Source organism: Roseateles violae, assembly GCF_030410485.1.
Classification (GTDB): Bacteria; Pseudomonadota; Gammaproteobacteria; order Burkholderiales; family Burkholderiaceae_C; genus Roseateles_D; species Roseateles_D violae.
The window spans coordinates 476,860-498,819 of sequence record NZ_JAUHHC010000001.1 but is presented as its reverse complement, the minus strand read 5'-3'; the positions used below and the strand labels follow the sequence as shown (position 1 = coordinate 498,819).

18 protein-coding genes are annotated in these 21,960 nt (G+C 71.5%); 9 read left to right on the top strand and 9 right to left on the bottom strand.

Annotation, left to right across the window (positions count from 1 at the left end):
* Together QWJ38_RS02140 and QWJ38_RS02135 are read left to right on the top strand one after the other, a co-directional pair.
* Positions 1–993, top strand: coding sequence for an MBL fold metallo-hydrolase (locus QWJ38_RS02140; protein WP_290357387.1), 993 nt, complete (start codon positions 1–3; stop codon positions 991–993).
* Complete coding sequence (locus QWJ38_RS02135) at positions 990–1,862, top strand: LysR family transcriptional regulator (RefSeq protein ID WP_290357386.1); 873 nt, start codon at positions 990–992, stop codon at positions 1,860–1,862. The genes QWJ38_RS02140 and QWJ38_RS02135 overlap by 4 nt, the downstream gene beginning before the upstream one ends.
* Here QWJ38_RS02135 and QWJ38_RS02130 read toward each other — a convergent pair.
* Complete coding sequence (locus tag QWJ38_RS02130; RefSeq protein ID WP_290357385.1) at positions 1,840–3,171, bottom strand: APC family permease; 1,332 nt, start codon at positions 3,169–3,171, stop codon at positions 1,840–1,842. The two genes, QWJ38_RS02135 and QWJ38_RS02130, sit on opposite strands and share 23 nt — an antisense overlap.
* Before the next feature lie 44 nt (positions 3,172–3,215).
* On the opposite strand from QWJ38_RS02130, the gene QWJ38_RS02125 reads away from it, so the two are divergent.
* From QWJ38_RS02125 to QWJ38_RS02100, 6 genes are all read left to right on the top strand, one after another.
* The gene (locus QWJ38_RS02125) at positions 3,216–4,487 is read left to right on the top strand and encodes a hypothetical protein (protein WP_290357384.1); all 1,272 of its coding nucleotides are present in this window, start codon (positions 3,216–3,218) and stop codon (positions 4,485–4,487) included.
* A gap of 123 nt (positions 4,488–4,610) precedes the next feature.
* Positions 4,611–5,615 (top strand): sulfate ABC transporter substrate-binding protein, encoded by a 1,005-nt coding sequence (locus tag QWJ38_RS02120; protein ID WP_290358043.1) that lies wholly within the window; start codon positions 4,611–4,613, stop codon positions 5,613–5,615.
* A gap of 195 nt (positions 5,616–5,810) precedes the next feature.
* Positions 5,811–6,305: a hypothetical protein gene (locus QWJ38_RS02115; RefSeq protein WP_290357383.1), complete on the top strand. Its 495-nt coding sequence runs from the start codon at positions 5,811–5,813 to the stop codon at positions 6,303–6,305.
* A gap of 35 nt (positions 6,306–6,340) precedes the next feature.
* Positions 6,341–6,958 carry a tRNA-uridine aminocarboxypropyltransferase gene (locus QWJ38_RS02110; protein WP_290357382.1) on the top strand — a complete coding sequence of 206 codons (618 nt, stop codon included), beginning with the start codon at positions 6,341–6,343 and terminating at the stop codon, positions 6,956–6,958.
* A gap of 10 nt (positions 6,959–6,968) precedes the next feature.
* Positions 6,969–9,059 carry a protein-disulfide reductase DsbD family protein gene (locus QWJ38_RS02105; protein ID WP_290357381.1) on the top strand — a complete coding sequence of 697 codons (2,091 nt, stop codon included), beginning with the start codon at positions 6,969–6,971 and terminating at the stop codon, positions 9,057–9,059.
* A gap of 11 nt (positions 9,060–9,070) precedes the next feature.
* Positions 9,071–9,691, top strand: coding sequence for a redoxin domain-containing protein (locus QWJ38_RS02100; protein WP_341850472.1), 621 nt, complete (start codon positions 9,071–9,073; stop codon positions 9,689–9,691).
* 15 nt (positions 9,692–9,706) lie between these two features.
* Here QWJ38_RS02100 and QWJ38_RS02095 read toward each other — a convergent pair whose 3' ends face one another.
* Together QWJ38_RS02095 and QWJ38_RS02090 are read right to left on the bottom strand one after the other, a co-directional pair.
* Positions 9,707–12,415, bottom strand: a complete 2,709-nt coding sequence (locus QWJ38_RS02095) for a patatin-like phospholipase family protein (RefSeq protein WP_290357380.1) — start codon at positions 12,413–12,415, stop codon at positions 9,707–9,709.
* 95 nt (positions 12,416–12,510) lie between these two features.
* A complete protein-coding gene (locus QWJ38_RS02090) occupies positions 12,511–13,401 on the bottom strand; it encodes a dienelactone hydrolase family protein (protein WP_290357379.1) in 891 nt (296 codons plus the stop codon).
* A gap of 80 nt (positions 13,402–13,481) precedes the next feature.
* Here QWJ38_RS02090 and QWJ38_RS02085 point away from each other — a divergent pair, with 80 nt between their 5' ends.
* Positions 13,482–14,153, top strand: coding sequence for an ion channel (locus QWJ38_RS02085; RefSeq protein ID WP_290357378.1), 672 nt, complete (start codon positions 13,482–13,484; stop codon positions 14,151–14,153).
* Positions 14,154–14,183: 30 nt separating this feature from the next.
* Here the strand turns inward: QWJ38_RS02085 and QWJ38_RS02080 are convergent, their stop codons facing one another.
* The 6 genes from QWJ38_RS02080 to QWJ38_RS02055 all read right to left on the bottom strand — a co-directional run bounded on the left by QWJ38_RS02080 (position 14,184) and on the right by QWJ38_RS02055 (position 21,828).
* On the bottom strand, positions 14,184–15,608 hold the full coding sequence (locus QWJ38_RS02080) for a M16 family metallopeptidase (RefSeq protein ID WP_290357377.1): 1,425 nt from the start codon (positions 15,606–15,608) through the stop codon (positions 14,184–14,186).
* Positions 15,605–16,987: a M16 family metallopeptidase gene (locus tag QWJ38_RS02075; protein ID WP_290357376.1), complete on the bottom strand. Its 1,383-nt coding sequence runs from the start codon at positions 16,985–16,987 to the stop codon at positions 15,605–15,607. The genes QWJ38_RS02080 and QWJ38_RS02075 overlap by 4 nt, the downstream gene beginning before the upstream one ends.
* 107 nt (positions 16,988–17,094) lie before the next feature.
* On the bottom strand, positions 17,095–18,969 hold the full coding sequence (pepF, locus tag QWJ38_RS02070; protein WP_290357375.1) for an oligoendopeptidase F: 1,875 nt from the start codon (positions 18,967–18,969) through the stop codon (positions 17,095–17,097).
* Between the two features lie 98 nt (positions 18,970–19,067).
* The gene (locus QWJ38_RS02065; RefSeq protein ID WP_290357374.1) at positions 19,068–20,234 is read right to left on the bottom strand and encodes an ATP-binding protein; all 1,167 of its coding nucleotides are present in this window, start codon (positions 20,232–20,234) and stop codon (positions 19,068–19,070) included.
* A 2-nt stretch (positions 20,235–20,236) separates the two neighbouring features.
* Positions 20,237–20,992 carry a response regulator gene (locus QWJ38_RS02060; protein ID WP_290357373.1) on the bottom strand — a complete coding sequence of 252 codons (756 nt, stop codon included), beginning with the start codon at positions 20,990–20,992 and terminating at the stop codon, positions 20,237–20,239.
* A gap of 11 nt (positions 20,993–21,003) precedes the next feature.
* On the bottom strand, positions 21,004–21,828 hold the full coding sequence (locus tag QWJ38_RS02055) for a dioxygenase family protein (protein ID WP_290357372.1): 825 nt from the start codon (positions 21,826–21,828) through the stop codon (positions 21,004–21,006).
* Between the last annotated feature and the right edge of the window lie 132 nt (positions 21,829–21,960).

Genomic DNA, 21,960 nt, shown 5'->3' with positions numbered 1-21,960 from the left:
ATGCAAAACCTTGCCCGACACAGCCTTCTTCGCATCCTGCTCCCGCTGCTGATCCTGCTGGGGCTCGCCGCGCTGCTGCTGGCCTGGGCCGACCGGCCGCTGGACGTCGAGCGGATCCGCCAGGCGCGGCAGCTGCCCGAGATCCCGGCCGAGCTACCGCCGGCCCACCCGCCGGCGGGTCTGGACTTCAGCGTGATCCGGACGTCGCAGTCGCAGGGCACGCTGGAGGCGCTGATCGTCGGCGGCGGGCGCTGGCTGCAGCTGCGCCGGCCGGTCCATATGGCCGTGCTGGTCCGGCATCCGCAGGGCAATTTCCTCTTCGACCTGGGCCTGGGCCGCCAGGTCGATGCGCAGTTCGCCGTCAACACCGCCTTCCACCGGCAGCTGTTCGGCTATGCCGCCGTCGACCCGGTCAAGGACCAGCTGGCGCGCGCCGGCCTGGCCGCACTGCCGCTGGCCTTTGCCCTGCCCTCGCACATGCACTGGGACCATGTCAGCGGCCTGCCCGACTTCCCGGAGCTGCCGCTGCTGGCCCAGCCGGCCGAGCGCGAGCAGGCGCTGCGGGGCGAGGCTCCCTACTTCCTCGCCAGCCAGTTCGCCGCGCACCGGCCCTGGCGCGAGCTGCGCTTCAGCGGCGGGCCCTATCTCGGCTTTGCGCAAAGCCTGGACCTGTTCGGCGACGGCGCCGCCGTGCTGGTGCCGCTGGGCGGCCACACGGCCGGCCAGGTCGGCCTGTTCCTGAACCTGCCCTCCGGCGCGCGCTATCTGTTCAGCGGCGACGTCACTTGGACCCTGGAAGGCATCCGGCGCCCGGCCGACCGGGGCTGGCTGGCGCGCCACGCCCTGCATCTGGATCACGACGAGGCCGCCAACCAGGCCGCGATCGTCCAGCTGCACCGCCTGCTGCGCGCCCAGCCGCGCTTGCAGATCGTGCCGGCGCACGACGAGACCCTGTTGCCGCGCCTGCCCCTGTTCCCGCGCTTCGCCTCATGAACCCGCAGCTGAACCTGCGCCATCTGCGCTATTTCTGTGCCGCCTTCGAGGCGCGCAGCGCCCTCGGCGCCGCGCGCCTGTGCCATGTGAGCCAGCCGGCGATCTCGGGCGCGATCGCCCAGCTGGAGGCGGAGCTGGGCCAGCGGCTGTTCCTGCGCCAGCAGCGCGGCCTGGCCGCCACGCCGGCGGCGCAGCGGCTCTATCCGCTGGCGCAGAAGCTGCTGGCCGACGCGCGCGCGATCGGCGCCAGCTTCCGCCCCGGCGGCCAGCGGCCGGCGCTGGCGCTGCAGGTGCTGCCCTCGCTGAGCCTGGAGCGGCTGCGGGCGCTGTTCGCCCTGCTGCGGGAGGAGATCGAGCATCTGGCGCTGAACCTGGTCGCGCCCGGCCAGCCGGCCGATGCCTGGCTCAGCAGCCGCGCCTGCGCGCCGCCGGGCCTGGACTTCGTGCCGCTGTGGGAGGAGCGCTATGCGCTGGTGGTGCCGGCCGCCCATCCGCTGGCCGTGCAGCCGCAGCTGGGCCTGCAGGACCTGGATCAGGTCGACTTCATCGAGCGCAGCCATTGCGAGCTGGCCGCCGCCTGGCGGCAGGCGCTGGGCCAACAGTCGGTGCAGCCGCAGGTGCGCGCCTGGGCGCAGAGCGAGGAATGGGCGCTGGGCCTGGTGGCGGCCGGTATCGGGGTGACGATCGCGCCGGTCCACGCAGCCCAGGCGCAGGCCGGCGTCGTCGTGCGCCGCGACGTGCCGGCGCTGCAGGCCCACAAACGCGAGATCGGCTGGGCCTACCAGGCGCCGGCCGCCGGCGTGCTCGCCCAGGCGCTGGCGGCCTGCCGGGCAGGGCCCGGCCTGCTCAGCCCGCTGGCCGCCGCATGAGCGGCAGCAGCAGGGCGCCCAGCGCCAGCACGGCCAGGCCGACCAGCGCGCCGGCCTTCACATAGACCAGGCTGGCGTAGAACAGATAGGCGCTGCAGGCGATGAACAGCAGGGGCAGCAGCGGGTACAGCGGCACCGTGAAGGGCCGCGCCGCCTGCGGCTCGCGCCGGCGCAGCACGATCAGCGCGGCGCCGCTGAGCAGCAGAAAGAACCAGTAGACCGGCGACAGATAGTCGACCATGGTGGCGAAGCCGCCGCGCGTGGCGGCGCCGAAGCCGACCAGGGCCAGGGCGACCGCGCTGGTCGCCAGCGTGGCGGCGGTCGGCGTGCCGCGGCGCTCGTTCCAGCGGCCCAGGCGCAGGGACGGCGCCAGATCGCGCGCCGCCGCATAGCTGGTGCGCGGGCCGGCGATCAGGATGGCGTTCATCACCGACAGCGCGGTCAGGCTGACGATGGCGATCATCAGCAGTTCGCCGGGCCGGCCGAAGGCCAGGCGCATCAGATCCGCCGCCGGCGCGGCGCTGGCGGCCAGGCCCGTAAGCCCGAGGCCGCGCAGATAGGCCCAGGTGGCCAGCAAATAGAGCGCGGTCACCAGGGCGAGGCCGATCAGCAGCGCGCGCACGATGCCGCGGCGGGCATCGCGCATCTCGGCCGACAGGGTCGCCGCATCGCTCCAGCCGCCATAGGCGAGGAAGACGAAGACCATCGCCTGGCCCCAGTCGCTGGCGCCGCTCTCGGCCAGCCGCAGGGGCGTCAGCGGCGGCCGCTGCAGCGCCAGCCCGGCCGCGCCCAGCAGCAGCAGGCCGCCCAGCACGACCCCCATCAGGCCCAGCTGCGTGACCATGCCCACGCGCAGGCCGGCCAGGTTCAGCGCCGTCAGCAGCACGATCAGCGCCGCCGCCAGCCAGGCGCTGGCCTGGGCGCCGAGCCAGGGGCTCAGGTCGACCGCCTGCGCCAGATAGTCGCCGAAGACAAAGGCCAGCAGGGCCATCGAGCCGGTGTGGATGACGGCGAAGCGCGACCAGGCGAACAGGAAGCCGAGCCGCCGGCCATAGGCGCGGCGCAGGAAGAAATAGTCGCCGCCGGCGTCCGGGAAGGCGGCCGCCATCTCGGCAAAGCACAGCGCGCCGATCAGCGACAGCAGCCCGCCCAGCGCCCAGGCCGCGTAAAGCTGGCCGCTGCCGCTCAGCGCCGCGGCGGCCAGCGGCGCGGTCTTGAAGATGCCGGCGCCGATCACCATGCCGACGCAGACGGCCACCGCATGGCGGACGTCGAGCTGGCGCTGCGGTTGGGCGGGGGGCTGGGGCATGACAGGCGCGCATCGTAGCCCGGGCTTGCTGGCAGACTGCAGGCATGGCGAGAAGAATCAAGAACATGGTGTTGATCCTGCTGGCGCTGCTGCTGGCGGGCACCGCCCTGGCGCTGGCCCTGGCCTTCCAGTCGCAGCCGCTGCTGAAGGATTTGCCCGGCGAGCTGTCCCCGGCCCAGTTGCAGCTGGGCCGGGACTTCCTGCGCCGCAACGATCCGCGCCGGCTGGCCGGCAGCGCGCGGCGGCTGGAGATCAGCGAGGCCGAGCTGAACCTGCTGCTGGGCCAGATCGCGCGGCGGCGGCCGCAGACGGCGCTGGACGTGCGGCTGCAGCCGGGCTGGGCGGTGCTGCGCGCCAGCACCGCACTGCCGCTGGGCTGGCTCAATATCGAGGCGCTGCTGGCCGAGACGGCCACCCTGCCGGAGCTGCGCGAGCTGCGCATCGGCCGCCTGCCGGTGCCGGCCTGGCTGGCCAACGGCCTGCTGCGCCGCCTGCTGCTGCAGCAGCTGCAGCAGCACTACAGCGACGAGACGCGGCTGGCCGGCGAGCTGATCGACGGCATGGTCTTCGGCGCCCAGCGCCTGCGCATCAACTACCGCTGGCAGGCCGACAGCATGGAGCGCGTGCTGGCGGGCCTGTGGCCGGCCGCCGAGCAGGCCCGCGTCCGCGCGCATCACGAGCATCTGCGCGCGCTGGTCGCGGCGCTGCCGGCCGGCCAGCCGGTCTCGCTGGCGGCGCTGCTGCCGCAGATCTTCGCGCTGGTGCGCGAGCGCACGGCCCAAGGCCAGGACGCGGCGGCCGAGAACCGCGCGGCGCTGCTGACCCTGGCCCTGTATGCCAGCGGCAAGGGCTGGGCCGAGCTGATGCCGGCCGCGCGCGCCTGGCCGCCGGTGCGGCCGCTGCTGACGGTGACCCTGTTCGGCCGCGACGACTTCCCGCAGCATTTCCTCGTCTCGGCCTGCCTGGCGATCGACGGCGGCGGGCCGCTGGCCGACGCGATCGGCGTCTACAAGGAGGTCGCCGACGCGCGCGACGGCAGCGGCTTCAGCTTCAACGACATCGCCGCCGACCGCGCCGGCACGCGGCTGGGCCGGCTGGCCGTGCGCGAGCCGGCGCGGCTGCAGGCGGCCCTGGTCGAGGGCCTGCAGGAGCACGACTTCATGCCCGAGGTCGCCGACCTGCCGGAGTTCATGCGCGAGCAGGACTTCGTCCGGCGCTACGGTGGCATCGGCGCGCCGGCCTACCGCCAGATGATGAGCGATATCGAGGCGCGGCTCGATGCGATCCCGCTGCTGCATGGCGCGGCAAGCGAATAAGCAAGCCGGCCAGCGGCGATTCGCTGAATAAGCAAAGCAGAAGTTCTTGGTTCACGCGGCACCGCGGCCTGCCTACATTGGCCGTTCACCGCCACAGAACCGAAAGCGAGAACCGTGAACTTCCTGCGCCGCACCCTGACTCTTCTGACCCTGAGCGCCCTCGCCGGTGGCGCCTCCATCGCCCAGGCGCAGACCACCCTGCTGAACGTCTCCTACGACCCGACGCGCGAGCTCTACCAGGACTTCAACGCCGCCTTCATCAAGCAATGGAAGGCCAAGACCGGCGAGACCCTGACGATCCGCCAGTCGCATGGCGGCTCGGGCAAGCAGGCCCGCTCGGTGATCGACGGGCTGGAGGCCGATGTCGTCACCCTGGCCCTGGCCTACGACGTCGACGCGCTCTACGACCACGGCAAGCTGCTGCCGGTCGACTGGCAGAAGCGCCTGCCCAACAATGCCTCGCCCTACACCTCGACCATCGTGTTCCTGGTGCGCAAGGGCAACCCCAAGCAGATCGCCAACTGGCCCGACCTGGCGCGCAGCGGCGTCGACGTGATCACGCCCAACCCCAAGACCTCGGGCGGCGCGCGCTGGAACTACCTGGCCGCCTGGGCCTATGCGCTGAAGCAGCCGGGCGGCAATGCCGATTCGGCCAAGGCCTTCGTCAAGCGCATCTATGCCAACACCAAGGTGCTCGACTCCGGCGCGCGCGGCTCGACCACGACCTTTGTCGAGCGCGGCATCGGCGACGTGCTGATCGCCTGGGAGAACGAGGCCTATCTGGCCGTCAAGGAGCTGGGCAAGGACAAGTTCGAGATCGTCACGCCCAGCCTGTCCATCCTGGCCGAGCCGCCGGTCTCGGTCGTCGACAAGACGGTCGACAAGCGCGGCACCCGCAAGGTCGCCCAGGCCTATCTGGAGTATCTGTACACGCCCGAGGGCCAGGAGATCGCCGCGCGCAACTACTACCGGCCGCGCGACGCCAAGGTGGCGGCCAAGTATTCCAAGCAGTTCGCCAGCGTCAAGCTGTTCACCATCGACGAGCTGTTCGGCGGCTGGCGCACCGCGCAGAAGACCCACTTCGACGACGGTGGCGTGTTCGACCAGATCTACACGCCGGGGCGCTGAACCCCGCTCGCCGCACCGAGCCTCGCCGCAAGCCCTCCCCGCGAGGGCTTTTCGCTTTGCCGCCCTGGGTTTTCCCCGGGCGAGCCTGTCGACAATGTCACGCTTTCTCACAAGCGCAGGGCCCTTGCGCCGACAAACGGCCCGGGCGCGGCGCGCAGAATCGGGTCGTCACGACAAGTAGAGAGCGGACCCCGCATGCGCAAAGAGCGACGCCTCAAGGCCCTGGTCTCCGGCCTTCTGCTGTACACCGCAGCGGTCGGCATGGCCGTGCGCCTGGCCGAGCTGCAATTGCTGCAGCCGCTCTACGCCGGCTTCGGCGGCCCGCGCAGCGAGCTGTCCATCCTCTGCGAGGCGAGCTGGATCGCGCTGCTGATGTTCGTGCTGGCGCTGGGCTGGACCTACTGGACCGTGCGGCCCTCGTCGACCGGCCGCCGCCCGCAGACCGCCTGGTGCCTGGGCGGCATCGCGATCGCCTGGCTGGTCGGCGTCGTCTACGGCGTGCTGCAGGTCGCCAGCGGCCCCGGCGTCACCGACATGCCCGTCCTCGCCTGGCTGCTGTCGCCCGAAATGCCGCCGCTGTGGGGCCTGCTGAACACGCTGGCCCTGATCGCCGGCGTGCTGCTGGCCGGCCGGCGCCGCGCGACGACGCTCGCGGCGTCGGCGCCGACGCCACGGATGGCGCGCGGCTGAGCCGACCGGCGGCCTGTGTTCTCATGGCGGCTGCCATGAGCGCGCCCGCTTCCTCTGTCAGCACCCGAGCCCGCTGCCTGCGCTGCGAGCGGCCGCTGACCGCCTGCATTTGCCGCTTTGCCGCCAGGCCGCCGCTGGCCGGCGCGCTGGAGCTGCTGATCCTGCAGCATCCGCTGGAGCGCCACCAGCCCAAGGGCACGGCACGGCTGCTGCAGCTGGGCCTGGCGAACTGCAGACTGCTGTGCGGCGAGCGCTTCGAGCCACCGCCGGCGGACGGCCGCATCGGCCTGCTGCTCTATCCCGACACGCCCGACATGCCCGAGGCGCCGCCGCTGCCACAGCCGCTGCCGCCGCCGGAGCGGCTGCGCCTGGTCGTGCTCGACGGCAGCTGGCGCAAGAGCCGGGTCCTGCTGCATGCAAACCGCTGGCTGCAGGCGCTGCCGCGCCTGGCCCTGGACGGGCTGCCGGACCGCGCCTCGCCCTATGCGGCGCTGCGCAAGGCGCGCCGCGCCGGCCAGCTGTCGACCCTGGAGGCCGGCGCGCTGGCGCTGCAGCGGCTCGAACCGGGCCTGCCGCTCGATGCGCTGCGGCAGGGTTTCGAGGCCTTTGTCGCCTGGCAGCGGCAGCAAGCGGGATCGCGCCGCCTGCCCTAGCATTGGCGCCATGCCGATCGCCGTCCGTCTGCTGCTGCGCCTGGTCGTCGCCGCGCTCTTCCTGCCACCGACCGTCATCGCTGCAGCGCCGCAGGAGGCGCGCAGCGAGCAGGTCGAGCTGCGGCTGCTGAGCAGCCAGTCCAGCGTGCAGCCGGGCCAGCGCTTTCGCGTCGCGCTGCGCCAGCGCATCGCGACGCACTGGCATACCTACTGGCTGAACCCCGGGGATTCCGGCCAGGCGACCAGCATCGAATGGAGCTTGCCCGAGGGCGCGACGGCCGGCGCGATCGAATGGCCGGCGCCGAGCCGGCAGTCGCTGGGGCCGGTCACCAACTACGGCTACGAGGGCGAGGTGCTGCTGCTGAGCGAACTGGCCGTGCCCGCCGATGCGCAGCCGGGCGCCCGCTTCGCGGCGACGGCCCAGGTCGCCTGGCTGGTCTGCAAGGACATCTGCATCCCGCAGCAGGCCGAGCTGGGCCTGGACCTGCCGGTCGCGAGCAGCGCCGAGGCCTCGGCCGAGGCGGCGGCGATCGCCCGGGCCGAGGCGGCGCTGCCGGTCGCCAGCCCCTGGCCGCTGCGCCTGGCGGCCGGCAGCGGCGGGCCGCTGCTGAGCTGGCCGGCCAGCGGCCCCTTGGCCTCGGCCTGGTTCTTCGCCGAGCAATGGGGCCTGGTCGCGCACAGCGCGCCGCAGCCGCTGCAGCGCGTCGGCGATCGCTGGCAATTGCAGCTGCCCAATGGCGAAACGCCGCTGGCCGTCGGCAAGCCGCTGGCCGGCGTGCTGGTGCTGCAGGAGGGCGCCAACGGCCCGCGCCAGGCCTACCGGGTCGAGGCGGCCTTGAGCGCCGGGCCGCCCGCGCCGGCGCCCGTGGATGGCGAAGCGCCGGGCCTGGCGATGGCGATCGCACTGGCGCTCGCCGGCGGCCTGGTGCTGAACCTGATGCCCTGCGTGCTGCCGGTGCTGTCGATCAAGGCCCTGAGCCTGCTGAAGTACGCGCAGGGCTCGGCCGCGACGACGCGCCGCCATGGCCTGGCCTATACGGCCGGCGTGCTGGCCAGCTTCGCCGCGCTGGCGCTGCTCCTGCTGGGCCTGCGCGCGGCCGGGGCCGAGATCGGCTGGGGCTTCCAGTTCCAGTCGCCGGTCTTCGTGCTGCTGGTCGCCTATCTGCTGTTCGCGGTGGGCCTGAGCCTGTCGGGCCTGCTCGAGATCGGCGCGGCGGCCGCCGGCCTGGGGTCGGGTCTTGCCGACAAGCCCGGCTATGCCGGCAGCTTCTTCGGCGGCGTGCTGGCCAGCGTCGTCGCCACGCCCTGCACCGCGCCCTTCATGGGCGCCGCGCTGGCCTTTGCGCTGAGCCAGCCGGCGGCCTCGCTGCTGGCCGTGTTTCTCGGCCTGGGCCTGGGTCTGGCCCTGCCCTATCTGCTGCTCAGCTGCTGGCCGGCGCTGCAGCGCTGGCTGCCGCGGCCGGGGGCCTGGATGGAGACCCTGAAGCAGGCGCTGGCCTTCCCGATGTATGGCGCGGTGATCTGGCTGGTCTGGGTGCTGGCCCAGCAGAGCGGGCCCAATGGCGTGCTGCTGGCGCTGGCGGGCCTGCTGCTGATCGCGCTGGCCGCCTGGCTGCGGCGCGCGACGGCGGCGCGTCCGGCCGGCAGCGCAGCGGCGGCCGGCCTCGTGGTGGCCGCGCTGGCCGGCGCCGTCTGGCTGCCGGCCACGCACGCCGCGGCGCCGGCGGCGCCGGCCTCGGCCGCCAGCGAGCCCTACACGGCCGCGCGCCTGGCCGCGCTGCGCGCCGAGGGCCGGCCGGTGTTCGTCAACCTGACCGCCGCCTGGTGCATCAGCTGCTTGGTCAACGAGCGCGTCGCGCTGAGCCGGCCCGAGGTGCAGGCGGCCTTCGAACGCGGCGGCATCCGCTATCTGAAGGGCGACTGGACGCGGCGCGATCCGGCGATCTCGGCGCTGCTGGCCGACTACGGCCGCAGCGGCGTACCTTTGTACCTGTTCTTCCCGGCCGGTGCCGGGGAGGCTGCGGTCGTGCTGCCGCAGCTGTTGACGCCGGGCATCGTCATCGACGCGCTGGCCCGGCCTGCCTCTTCGGACAAGAGCTAAGGAGCGACACGATGACGACGATGAAGTTGAGCAAGCGCGCGCTGCTGGCGCTGGCGGCGGCCAGCCTCGGCGGCCTGGCCTTCGCGGCCGCGACGGTGGACCAGCCGGCCCCGGCCTTTACCGCCCAGACGGCCGATGGCCGCAGCATCGACCTGGCCTCGCTGCGCGGCAAGACGGTGGTGCTCGAGTGGACCAATCACGACTGCCCCTATGTGCGCAAGCATTACGAGAGCGGCAATATCCCGGCGCAGCAGAAGGAGGCGGCCGACAAGGGCGTGGTTTGGCTGCAGGTGATCTCCTCGGCGCCGGGCCAGCAGGGCTTTGTCGATGGCGCCACCGCGGTCAAGCTGAACGCCAGCCGCGCAGCGGCGCCCTCGGCAACCTTGCTGGACCCGACGGGCCAGATCGGCAAGGCCTATGGCGCGCAGACGACCCCGCATCTGTACGTGATCGCGCCGGACGGCCAGCTGGTCTACAAGGGCGGCATCGACAGCATCGCGACCTCCAAGAAGGAGGACATCGCCAAGGCCGAGCCCTATGTGCGCCTGGCCCTGGCCGATCTGGCCGCCGGCCGCAAGGTCGCGCAGCCGAACACGCGGCCCTATGGCTGCTCGATCAAGTACGCCAGTTAGGGCCTGGAGTTCGGCCTAGACATCCGAGCCCGGCGGGCGACCGTCGCGCTCGATGTACTGCTGCAGCGCGGCGTAGACATCGCTGCGCAGGATCTTGCGCGCGATGTGGTGGCCCAGCGCGCGATAGCTTTCCCACTGCGCCTCGTTGAAGAACTGGTCGGTGGTCGATTCCTGCGGGAAGCTCGGGTTCTCGCGCCCGTACTGCTGCACGTCGGCCGGCGCGTCGGCGTGCAGGCTGGGCTTGAGCAGCACGATCCAGCTCGGCGGCGCGTTGGCGCGGCGCGCGCGCAGCAGCAGCGCGCAGGGCTTGGGCACGCCGGTCGAGGCCGTGTCGCTGCGGAACTGCTCCGGCGTTCCGAACACGCCGGCCAGCACCGGCCAGGCGCTGAGGTCGCGCACCACGCCGATGTCCACGCCCAGATCGATGCGCGCCAGCCGGATCAGATTGGCCAGGTCCTTGAAGCCGTAGGTCGGATCGGCGCCGTTGTCGCTGGCGAGGATCAGGTCGATGCGGCGCGGCGCGCGCAGCAGCTCGTAGATGCCGGTGTTCTCGAAATGCCCGCCGTCGGACAGGTACTGCCATTGCCGCCGCAGGCCGAAGAAGCGGGCCAGGAATTCATAGGACAGATAGGTCTGGGTGCGGAACACCGCGCCCAGCGCCGCGCCCAGCAGCGGCAGCGGCCGCCAGCGCGTGATCTGGCGCCGGCCCTGGCCCGAGCCCCACCAGACGCCAAGGCGCACATTGGCCATGCCCATCAGCAGGGACATGCCCAGCGAGGTTTCGCGGCCGATGCCGGTCGAGAAGGCCGCGCCCGAGGTGCCTATCCATTGGCCCAGGCTCAGCGGCGAGTTGACCGAGGAGCCGCCCTGCTCGCTGAGGAAGGCGCTCATCTGGCCGTCGATCGCGAAGCCGAAGGGCAGCACCGCCATCGGCTGGCCCTTGCGGTCGCGCTGCACCAGCTGCTCGGCCGGATCCACGGTCTTGTTCAGGGTCACGTTGACGATGTGCAGCGGCGCCAGTGTCTTCAGCTGCTTGGCTTGCTTGGCGGACCAGAAGTTGTCCAGCCAGAGGTTGTCATCGGGCAGCGGCTCGGACACGGTGAGCGCCTTGGGATTGCTGCCGTCGAAGCGCCGGCCGTTGCTGGCGCCCAGATAGGCGCGGGTCAGGCGCGCGCTGTAGAAGCCCTGCAGGCTGGACAGATTGATAAAGGCCGGGAAGGCGCCGGTGATGATGGCGATCAGCAGCGCCGCCAGCAGCAGCACGCCCAGGTAGAGCCGCAGATCGGCGCCGCCCAGATCGCCGAGCACCGGCCGCTCGCCGGCCCAGGTCAGCGCCGTGACGGCCACCGACCACAGCGCCGCGGTCAGCAGAAAGATCGCCATGCCGGCCAGGCCGCCCAGGGTCGTCAGCGGCAGCTTCTGCAGCGCCGCGGGCTTGCTGCCGCTGCCGCCGCCCTTGTTCAGCAGGGCGGCGCCCTTGCGCCCCAGCCAGACCAGGGCCGCGACCAGGGCCGCCGGCGTCAGCAGCGGCGCCGGGCTGCCGCCGGCCAGCAGCAGGTAGAGCGTCTGCCCCACCGTCTCGATGCAGGCGATGACCAGCAGCGCCGCCACCGCCAGCAGGGCGGTCGACAGCTGCCGCGTCAGCTCGACGCTCTGCTCCGAGCCATGCGGGTTCAGCAGCGCGACCACGATGTAGTACAGCACGCCCAGCGAGGCCAGGCCGGCCAGGCCCAGCCACAGCCATTGCCGCGCGTGAAGCTGGCCGAGCAGGCTGCGATCGATCCAGGGCGCGTGCAGCATCAGCACGCCGCGCTGGCCGCCCGGATCGAACAGCGCCAGGCCCAGCAGCACGACGATGGCGGCCAGCATGCCCGCCACCGCGCGGTTCAGCGCGGCGCTGCGCCCATGCTTGCCCTGGAAGCTCAGCCAGAAGGCGACGCCGGCCGGCAGCGCCCACAGCAGCAGCGGCGCCAGCGCCAGCGCGAACAGCGAGCTCCACCAGATCGCGTCGCTCCAGCTCTTGCCGGCGTCCACGCCCTCGAGCGCATGGCTCAGCAGCCCGGTCTCCAGCCAGCCGATTGAGCCGGGCTGCCAGGCGATCAGCCATTGCCGCGCCAGCGCCAGCGCGGTCAGCAGGGCCAGCAGAATGGTGCCGATGACGAAATGCAGGGACAGCCAGCCGCGCAGGCCCAGCGCCGCCGCATAGAAGGCGTCGCCGACGCCGGTCGGCACCAGATAACGGCCGTTCTCGCGCAGCCAGGCCAGCGGCGCGCGCAGCCGCGCCTCGTCCGCATGGGAATCGGCCGAGCGGATGCGGCCCGGCGGCCCGCTGGCGAGCACCGCCACCGCGTCGTCGGCCGCCTTCAGCGCCGTATCGGCCGAGGGCCGCAGGCGCCCGGGCTGGAACAGGCTGCAGAGGAAGCCGCCGACGAAGCCACCGCCGCTGACGGTGGACAGATAGTCGAAGCGCGACAGCAGGGAATGGCGGAAGCGCCCGCCGGGCCGGGGGTCGGCCGCGAGGCCGGTGGCCACCGGCGTCTCGGCGATCGCCTGCAGCACGCCCAGCGCGAAGGTCGCGCTGCGGATGCCGCCGCCCGACAGGGCCAGGCCCTTGCGCGGGCCATCGTCCAGCGCCGGCGGCGGTTCGGAAGGCGGGTCGGCGATCTGCCGGCGCCGCTCGATGATCAGCTGGGCTTCGTCGGGAAGCACGCGCTCGTCGCTCATCGGCTGCTCCTGCCCGGCCCGGCGGTGTCAGGCCTTGCGCCCATTCTGCGGAGAAAGCAAGGGCGGCGGCATCCCCAGCAATGAGGGAGGGCGATCTAGGCTTGCAGCCGGGCCTTGAGGAACTCGATCGTGCGCTGCCAGGCCTGGCGGGCGGCCTCGGCGTCGTAGCGTGGCGTCGTGTCGTTGTTGAAGCCGTGCTGGGTGCCGGCATAGATCTGCGCCTCGTGGGGCACGCCGGCCGCCTTCAGCGCCGCCTCGTACTTCGGCCAGCCGGCATTGATGCGCTCGTCCTTGCCGGCATAGATGATCAGCAGCGGCGCCTTGATCCTGGCCACCTCGGCCTCGGGCGGCTGGCCGCCATAGAAGGGCACGCCGGCGGCCAGATCGGGCAGCTGGGTCGCCAGGTAGTTGACGATGCCGCCGCCCCAGCAGAAGCCGACCGCGCCGACCCGGCCATTGCCCTCGGGCAGCGCCTGCAGCCAACGCACCGCGGCGACCATGTCGGCGCGGGTCTTGGGCGCATCGAGCTTGCCGAACAGCTCGCGCGCCTTGTCCTCGTCGCCCGGATAGCCGCCCAGCGGGAACAGCGCATCCGGCGCGAAGGCAAGGAAGCCGGCCAGCGCCAGGCGGCGCGCGATGTCCTCGATATGCGGATTGAGGCCGCGGTTCTCGTGCACGACCAGCACGACCGGCAGCCTGGCCCTCACCAGTGCCGGCTTGACCAAGTAACCGCGCACCTTGCCGGTTCCTTCGGGCGAATCGAACTCGGCCCAGCGCGCGGCGATCAACGGATCGTCGGGCCTGACCTGCTGGGCGGCGGCGAACTGCGGGCTCAGCGCGGCCAGGAGGCCGGCCGCCGCGGCGGCGCTGCCGGCATGGGCGCCGGCCTGCTCGAGAAAGCCGCGCCGGCTGAGATCGCCGTGCACATAGCGGTCGAACAGCTGCAGCACTTCGGGCGCGAAATCGGCGGCGGTCTGGCGTTTCATCGGCGGACTCCTTGAGCTGGGGTCAAGTATTGCAGCGCGGCGGCGTAGGCGCCAGCGCGGCGCGGCCGCACAATGCCGGCATGCGCTACACCGAGCTGCTCTCGATGACGCGCCGCCATCCCTCGGCGGTGCTGCTGTTCGTGCAACTGGCCGGCCTGCTGCTCTATCCCTTTGCCGAGACGGCGCGCGGCGGCCCGGTGGTGCTGGGCGGCTTTGGCATCGTCGTGCTGATCATGACGACGCGCATGGTGCGCGCGACGCCGGGCCTGACCTGGATCAGCGTCTGCATCGCCTTGCCGGCCATCGTGCTGCTGGCGCTGCAGATGTTCGTCGAGGGCAGCGAATGGCTGCTGCCCTGGTCGGCCGCGCTGGAGGCGGTGTTCTATTTCTATGCCGCGGCCAGCCTGATCGCCTACATGATGGGCGATCTGCATGCGACCACCGACGAGCTGTTCGCCGCCGCCGCGACCTTCACCTTGCTGGCCTGGGGCTTCATGTACCTGATGGTGATCCTGCAGACCCTGCAGCCGGGCTGCTTCGCGGCGGCCGTCAACCCGCAGGCGCCGCGCAGCTGGACCGAGCTGATGTTCCTCAGCTTCGCGCTCTTGTCCAGCACCGGCATCGGCGACGTGATCCCGATCACGCCGCCGGCGCGCGCGCTGGCCAGCATCGAGATGTTCGTCGGCGTGATGTACCTGGCCGCCGTCGTCTCGCGCCTGATCGGCATCACCTTGCTGCGGCGCGATCGCTGAGCCCGACCGCGCCGCAACCGGGCTTCAGGCCTATTTCGCCTGCGGCGTGAACTCGCCCCAGGGCTTCAGCTGCTCGGCCACCGCCTTGTCGCCGACGACGACGATGGACTGCGTGGCCGGGTCGAAGTACTTCCTGCCGATCTCGCGCACCTGCTCGGCGGTGACCTTCTGCACCAGCGGCACATAGCTGCCGAGGAAGTCGCTGGGCAGGCCGATCAGCCAGTTGCCGGCCAGCTGGCGCGCCATCGAGCCCTGCAGCTGGGTGCTGATCAGATAGCCGCCGGCGACATAGCGCTTGTTCATCGCCATCTCCTCCTCGCCGACCAGCTCCTGGCCGAGGCGCTGGTACTCGGCGAAGAACTCCTTCAGCGAGGCGGCCGTCACCTCGTTGCGCACATCGGCGCCGCCGACGATGGCCCCGCCCTCGCGGTAGGAACGCGCGCCGGCCGAGGCGCCGTAGGTGTAGCCCTTCTCCTCGCGCAGGTTCAGGTTGACGCGGCTGCTGAAGCCGCCGCCGATGATGGTGCTGGCCAGGCGCAGCGGCACCAGGTCGGCGGCCGGCGCGGCGATGCCGGCGCGACCGATGCGCAGGGTCGACTGCACGCTGCCGGGTCGCTCGAGCAGCCGACGCGCCGGCGCGGCGCCGCTGGCCGCCACCGCGGCCGGGACGGCGGCCGGCGCCTCGCCCTGCGCCTTCCAGTCGCCGAAGGCGGCCTCGGCCAGCTTGATCGCCTCGGCCGGCGCGATGCGGCCGGTGACGACCAGCAGCGCGCGCCCGGGGCGGAAGCGGCGCGCATGCTCGGCGCGCAGCAGCTCGGGCGTGACGGACTCGATCGCCGCCGCCGTCGGCCGCGTGCTGCCGTAGGGATGGGCGCCGAAGATCGCCGCGTCGAGCGCGCGCTCGGCGCGGAACTGCGGATTCGCCTCGCTGGCCTTCAGGCTCTGCTGCGCATTGGCCTTGGCGAGCGCGACCTCGTTCTTCGGGAAGGCCGGCATGCGCGCGACCTCGGCCAGCAGCTCCATCAGCGCCGCCGCATTCGAGGGCAGGGCATTGGCGGCGACGGTGATGCCGTCCAGGCTGCTCGAGGCGGCGATCTCGCCGCCCAGGCCCTGGGTCGCCTCGGCAATCGCGCGCGAGTCGCGCCTGGCCGTGCCCTCGTTCAAGAGGCCGGCCAGCAGATTGGCGAAGCCCGGTTTGTCGGCCGCATCGGCCGCCAGGCCGGCACCGCGCAGCGCCAGCACATAGTCGACGCGCGGCAGGCCCTGGCGGGGCACGACCCAGATCTCCAGCCCGTTGGCCAGCGTCTTCTTCGTGATCTGCGGCACCGGCAGCGGCTTGTCCTGGCCAAAGGCCGGCAGCTCCTTGGGCAGCCTGGGCTCCGCCGCATGGGCCAGGCCGGCGGCCATCAGCGCGGCGACCAGCAGATGCGGGGTGGACTTGATGAGGCGGATCATTGCTTCTTCTCCTCGGCCTTGGCGGCGGCCACCGGCTTGCGGTCGATCACCGAGCGGTTGGCCCGGGTCAGATAGGTCTTGGCGGCGCGCTGCAGATCGGCGCTCGTGACGCCCTCGATCCAGCCGGGGATCTTGTTGACGACATTGGCGTCGCCCCACAGGGTCTGCAGCTTGGCCAGGGTGTCGGCGCGCGAGAGGAAGCTCTCCAGGCCGTTGTACCAGCCGGCCAGCAGGCCGGTCTTGATGCGCTTCAGCTCGGCCGGCGAGACGCCGTCCTCCACCACCTTGGCGATCTCCTCGTCCATCGCGGCCAGCAGCGCATCGGCATTGCTCGTCGGCTTGTAGAGCGCGAACACCGTGTACAGCGTCGGGCCCGCGTATTCCCAGGGGCTGGTCAGGCCGTAGAGCGAGCTGACGTTCAGCGCGATCTCGCGGCCCTTGACCAGGCCCTGGTAGAAGCGCGAGGCGTCGCCGCCGGCCAGCAGCTCGCCCAGCACGGCCATTGCCGCCTGGTCGGCGCTGCCGCGATCAGGCATCTTCCAGGCGGCGGCGATCGCCGGCACCTGCGCCAAGGCGTCGCTCTGCTCGAGGCGCTTCTCGGCCGTATTGAGCGGCTCGTGGAAGTCGGTGCCCTTGGGTACCGGCCGCGCGGCAATCTTGCCGAAGTACTTCTCGGCCAAGGCGAAGCCCTGCGCCGGGGTCAGGTCACCCGCAATCGACAGCACGGCGTTGTTGGGCCCGTAGTAATCGCGATGGAAGGCGCGCACATCGTCGAGATTGGCGGTCTCTAGATCCTCGAAGCTGCCGTAGCCATCATGGTTGTTCTCCCATTTCTGGAAGGCCAGCTGGCCGATGTCTATCCACATGAAGCCGCCATAGGGGCTGTTCTTCACATTGACGCGGATCTCCTCCTTGACCACGTCCTGCTGGTTCTTCAAGGTCGCGGCATTGAAGTCCAGCGTCTTCATCCGGTCGGCCTCCAGCCAGAGGATGGACTCCAGCGCCGAAACCGGCGCCGTCTCGATGTAGTTGGTGAAGTCGGGCCGGGTCGAGCCGTTCATGCGGCCGCCGCCGCTGGTGATGACCTTGTTGAACACGCCCTTGGTTGCCGTCGGCGTGCCCTGGAACATCAGGTGCTCGAACAGATGGGCGAAGCCGGTGCGGTTCCTGGGCTCCAGCCGCATGCCGACGTGGTAGACGACGCTGACGCCGACGGTGGGCGAGCTGTGGTCCTCGGAGACCAGCACGGTCAGGCCGTTGGCGAGCTTCTTGCTGGCCACCGGCAGCTGCCAGCGGTCGCTGTCCGCGGCCGGCGCCGCCTGGGCCGCCGCCGCCAGGGCCAGCCCGGACAGCAGCAGGGAGAGTTTGCGAATGCGCATGAACGACACCTCGTTGGATGGAGCCGATCGCGGCCCCGGCCGGCGCATTGTGCCGTCGCGTCGCGAGGGCGCCCCATGTCTTTCGGCATGGGTGAAGCCGCAAGGATTCAGCGTTCGGCGATCAGCGCTTCCAGCCGGTCCATGGTCTTGTTCATGCGCCGGATCAGCGCGCGGTAGGGCTCCGGCGTGGCCAGGTCGACGCCGGCCGCCGCCGCCAGCTTGTAGGGCTCGTCGGAACCGCCGGCCTTCAAGAGGCCGAAGAAGCGCTCGCGCAGCGCCGTGTCGCCCTGGGCGATGCCCTCGGCAAAGAAGGCGGCGGCGCTGATGCAGGTGGCGTACTGGTAGACGTAGAAGTCGCGGTAGAAATGCGGGATGTACGCCCATTCGACGCCGTAGAGCGGGTCGATCTTCATCACGCCCTGCGCATCGCCGTGATAGCGCTTCAGCAGGTCCAGATAGATCTTGCTCAGCTGCTCGCCGGTGATCGCCTCGCCCTTTTCCACCGCCTCGTGCGCGGCCAGCTCGAACTCGGCGAACATCGCCTGGCGGAAGAAGGTCGTGCGGGTGTTCTCCAGCTCCTGGCTCAGCGCGAAGATCTTCTCGCTGCGGTTCTTCGAGTTGGCGACCATATAGTCGGCCAGCAGCAGCTCGTTGGCCGTCGAGGGGATCTCGGCCAGGAAGGTCGCGTAGTCGGCCGTCTCGAAGGGCTGCGCGGCATTGGTGTAGACCGTGTGCATCGCATGGCCCCATTCATGCGCCAGGGTCGAGACGCTGTTGTAGTCCTGGTTGAAGCTCATCAGCAGATAGGGATGCACGTCGTAGGCGGCGCCGTTCATATAGGCGCCCGAGCGCTTGCCGCGCTGCGCCACCGAGTGCATCCAGCTTCCCTTGAAGGCCGCGGCCAGCTTGCCGGTGTAGTCGCTGCCCAGCGGCTTCAGCGCCTCCAGCGTGAGCGCCTCGGCCTCGGCCACCGTGTACTGGCGCGAGGGCTTGGCCAGCGGCACATAGACGTCCTGATAGCCGGCCGTCTTCAGGCCCAGCATCCTGCTGCGCAGCGCCAGATAGCGGTGCAGGGTCGGCAGGCCGGCATTGGCCTCCTGCACCAGGGTGCGATAGACGGCGGTGGGAATGTTGTCGCCACCCTGCGCCATCGCCACGCTGCTGGCGTATTTGCGCGCCCGGGCCTGGAACACCGTGCCGCGCAGATTGGCCGCGTAGATCGCGCCCAGGCTGCGCTCATAGGCCTTGAACACCGGCCAGAAGGCCTTGAAGACCTGCAGGCGCACGGCGGGGTCGGCGTCGGAGCGGTGCTTGACGTACTGCTCCTGGTCCAGCACCACCTCCTTGCCGCGGATGCGGATCTTGGGCCAGGGCAGGTCGGCATTGGCCAGCAGGTTGTAGATCGCCTGCGGCTGCTGCAGCGGTTCGGCGGCGCCGGCCAGCAGCGCCTCCTCGCGCGTGCTCAAGGTGTGCTCGGCCAGGCGCAGCATGGTCATCAAGGCATAGCGGTGCTTGGCCAGGCCCGGCTCCTGGGCCAGGAAGGCCTCGACCTTCTCGCGCCCCAGCGCGGCGACCTCGGCATTGACGAAGGAGGTCGCCTCGCCGAACTGGTTCATGGCCGCGTCGGCCAGCTGGTTGGCGGCCTGCTTGGCGGTGATCTGCGTGTTCTCGTCGGCCTGCAGGCTGGCATAGACCGACAGGCGCGCCAGGCGCTTGCGCAGGGCCGAGATCTGGTCGAGCGCGGCACGCAGGCCGGCTGCGCTGCTGCCCAGCGTGCCCTGCAAGGCCTGCAGCCTCGGCAGCTCGGCCAGGATGGCCTTGCGCTCGGCATCCCAGGCCTGCTCGTCGGCGTACAGCGGGCGCAGGTCCCAGACGCCGGCGGCGTTCTGGCTCGGCGCGGCGGCCGCGGATTGCGCCAGGGCGCCGGGGTGGACGGTGGTCAGCGCCAGGACGGCGGCCAGGGTCAGTGCGGTGATCTTCATCGGCTGCATCGCTCGCGGCAGTGTCAGTGCGCCGATTGTGCGGCGCCGCTTCGCCCCGCGCTTGCTGGAAAACGCGTGCCCTCGCTGCGTCGGGGCCTTCAGCGCCGCGGCAGGACCAGCTCGGCGCGCAGGCCGCCCTCGGGCCGGTTGCTGAGGCTCAGTCGGCCGCCCTGGCGCTGCGTCAGATCGCGCGCGATGAACAGGCCCAGGCCGGTGCCGCCGGTGTGCTGGCTGCGCGAGGCCTCGAGGCGGAAGAAGGGCTCGAAGACCTCGTCCAGCTGCGCGGCCGGGATGCCGGGGCCGGTGTCGTCGATGGTGATGCGGATCTCTGCGTCGCTCTGCGCGATCGCGATGTCGGCGCTGCCGCCGTAGCGCAGCGCATTGGCCAGCAGATTGCCGAGCACGCGGCGCAAGGCATCGGGCCGGGCGAGGGTGACGGCCGCCGCGCCGGGCGCTTCGAAGACCACCGGCTGGCCCTGCTCGACCAGATCGTCGGCGAGCGACTGCAGCAGCGCGCCGATATCGGTCTTCTGCGCCGGCTCGGCATGGGCGTCGCCGCGGAAGACCTCCAGCACATTGTCGATCAGCGCATTCATCTCGCGTACATCGGCCACCGACCTGGCGCGCAGCTCGCGGCCCTCGCGCGCATCGGGCTCGCTGTCCATCAGCTCCAGCCGCATGCGCAGCCGGGTCAGCGGCGTGCGCAGATCGTGCGAGATCGCCGCCACCATCAGGCTGCGCGCGCGGAACTGCTGGCGCAGCTGCCGCGCCATCGCGTTGAAGACCTTGGCCGTCTCGCGCACCTCGCGCGTGCCCTGCGCCTCGTCGAGCTCGGGCGGGCTCAGGTCCTGGTTCAGCGCCATGCCCAGCGATTGCGAGGCATCGACCAGCCGGCGCATCGGCCGCGCCAGCCAGCGCGAGCCGTACCAGGCGGCCAGCGCGATGACGAGCAGGCGCACGCCATAGTCGAGCAGCAGGATGTCGAAGGGCAGGCCGCCGGGGCGGCGCAGCAGCGGCGGCTGCTGCGGCCCGTCCTTCGGCAGCGCGTGCGGTGGAGGAGGCGGCAGGCGCGGCGCATCGAGGCCCGGCGTCGGCGGCAGCGAAGGAAAGGTCGGCAGCGGCCCGCCGCGCAGCGCCGGACCCGGAGCGGCCGAGAAATACACCAGCTGCACGGCCCCCCAGGCCAGCAGATGGCTCAGCACCAGCGCGCCCCAGATCAGCAGGAACAGGCGCCGGGCCAGCGTGGCGGTCAGCCAGGAGGCCATCGCTAACCCTGCACCCTGGCGTCGAACAGATAGCCCTCGCCGCGCAGGGTGCGGATCAGGCCCGGCTCGCGCGAGGAGTCGCCGAGCTTCTGGCGCAGACGCGAGACGGCCAGGTCGATGCTGCGGTCGTTGACGACGACGCCCGGCGCGCGGCTCAGCTCGATCAGCTGTTCGCGGCTGAGCACCCGGCCGGGCCGGTCGATGAAGGCGCTGAGCAGCCGGTACTCGGCATTGGACAGCATCACCAGCACATCGTCCGGCGAGCGCAGCTGGCGCAGCACCCGGTCGAAGCGCCAGCCCTCGAACTGCACCAGGCGGCGCCGCGCCGTCTCGGCCGGCCTGCCGCCGGCGGGACCCTGGCCATCCGGCTGACTGCGGCGCAGCACCGCCTTGATGCGCGCCACCAGCTCGCGCGGCTCGAAGGGCTTGCCCAGATAGTCGTCGGCGCCCATCTCCAGGCCCAGCACGCGGCTGATCGGATCGCCCTGCGCGGTCAGCATGATGATGGGCAGGCGCGGCGAATCGCGGCGCAGCCAGCGGCACAGCGAGAGCCCGTCCTCGTCCGGCAGCATCAGGTCCAGCACGACGATGTCGAACTCGTTCGAGCCGATCAGGCGCCGCATCTCGACGCCGTTGGCCGCGGCCCAGACGCGCAGCCCGAAGCGGCGCAGATAGTCGCCGACCGCCTGGCGGATCTCGGCATCGTCGTCGACGACCAGGCAGCGGGCTATGGCCTTGGCGGGCTCGGGCGGGTTCAATCGTTCTCCTGTCAGGCGGCGATGCCGACGGAAAGGCTCGCCCGGTAGCCGTTCGTGAGGTCGCCGCTGATCGTGGCCAGCTGGTTCGTCACCCCGTCGGCAAACACATTGTCGGTGGCGAAGCTGATCCGGGCCAGATTGGTGACGCTGGCCGAATAGCCGCTGGCCTGGCCGTAGACGGCGCTGCAGACCTCGACCGGGAAGCTCAGCTGCGAGGTGCGCAGCTTGGCCGCATAGGAGCCGGCGCTCGCCAGGCTGCGGAAGATCTCGAAATGCATATGCGGCATGCGGCCGTCGTAGCAGCCGGGGAAGATGGTGGTGAAAGTCACCGTGCCGTCGGCCCCGGTCTCCTGCACGCCGCGCAGGTAGTTCTGGTTCGTCACGCCGCTGGAATAGAGCGAGTAGCGGCCCTCGCGGTCGCAATGCCAGAGATAGATCGCATAGCCGGCCAGGCCGGCGCAGCCGCCGTTGAGATTGACGAGGCGCAGGGTCAGCGTCAGCGGCGCGCCGCCGGCCGTCGCGCTGGCGCCGGCGATGCTGGAGCGGATGTCGCTGCGCACGATGCCGGCCAGGGCCAGCGCATTGGCGCCGTTCGAGCCGTCGCCCGGATAGGGGCCGGCCGTCTCCTCGGGGATCAAGCTGCAGCCGGTGCTGCCGCCCGAGCTGCTGGAACTGCCGGAACTGCTGCTGGCGCCGGCCTCGCTGCCGCCGCCGCAGCCGAACAGCCCCATTGCGCCGGCGCCGGCCAGCCAGCCGAGCGCGCGGCGGCGGCGCAGCTGCTGGCCGCGGATCAGGTCGAGATCGCGGGCCAGGCCGAGGTCGTGGTCGTGTTGCATGGCGAGGCTCCTTGCTGCTTGCTGCTGATGATGAGCCGATTGGGCCCGGCCCGCTTGTCGCGCGTATCGCCGCTTTGTGTCCATGCGGAAACAAGGCCATGGCGCATCGGTCAGAATGAAACGCAGACAACG